Genomic DNA, 543 nt, shown 5'->3' on the forward strand with positions numbered 1-543 from the left:
AGGTGCTTCCTGGCAAGGCGGAAGCCGGAAGGCCGAAGGCCGAACCGGCAGCGGATGCGCCCCATCGGTTCGGCCGGCAGCGAAGCCAGCGACCGGCTGGGCGTGGATCGCCTGGACAGAAGATTCAAAACAGGCTCAACGCATGTACGTTTCGTGCTGACATGCCGCGGCCTTCGGCATAAAAATCTCCCCCGCGGCCCCGCGTAACGCCAACAACGCGGTTGTGCGGCCCCAGCGCCGCGTCTGGAGCACGGGCACCCGGAGCGGCGGGCACCCGGGACGCGGCGTCGCGGGGCTGCGGCGTGCATCTCGCCGCAGCCCATCCGTCGCCGCGCGATGCACGCACCCCAGCCCCGCTCTTTGATCCACACCGCTATTGCCGGAGCCTCGTAAGAGCGTGTGTGAGATCGGGCTTTCGATCAGTGAGCCGCGTCCAGGCGCTCCCTGGCAAGGCGGAAGGCCGAAGCGATACCGGATGAGTTGTATCGGTGTGGCCGACAACGCAGCCAGGGGGCGCCTGGGCGCGGCGAGCCGGAATGACGA

This window comes from Protofrankia sp. CiT1 (assembly GCF_917627335.1).
Taxonomy (GTDB): domain Bacteria; phylum Actinomycetota; class Actinomycetes; order Frankiales; family Frankiaceae; genus Protofrankia.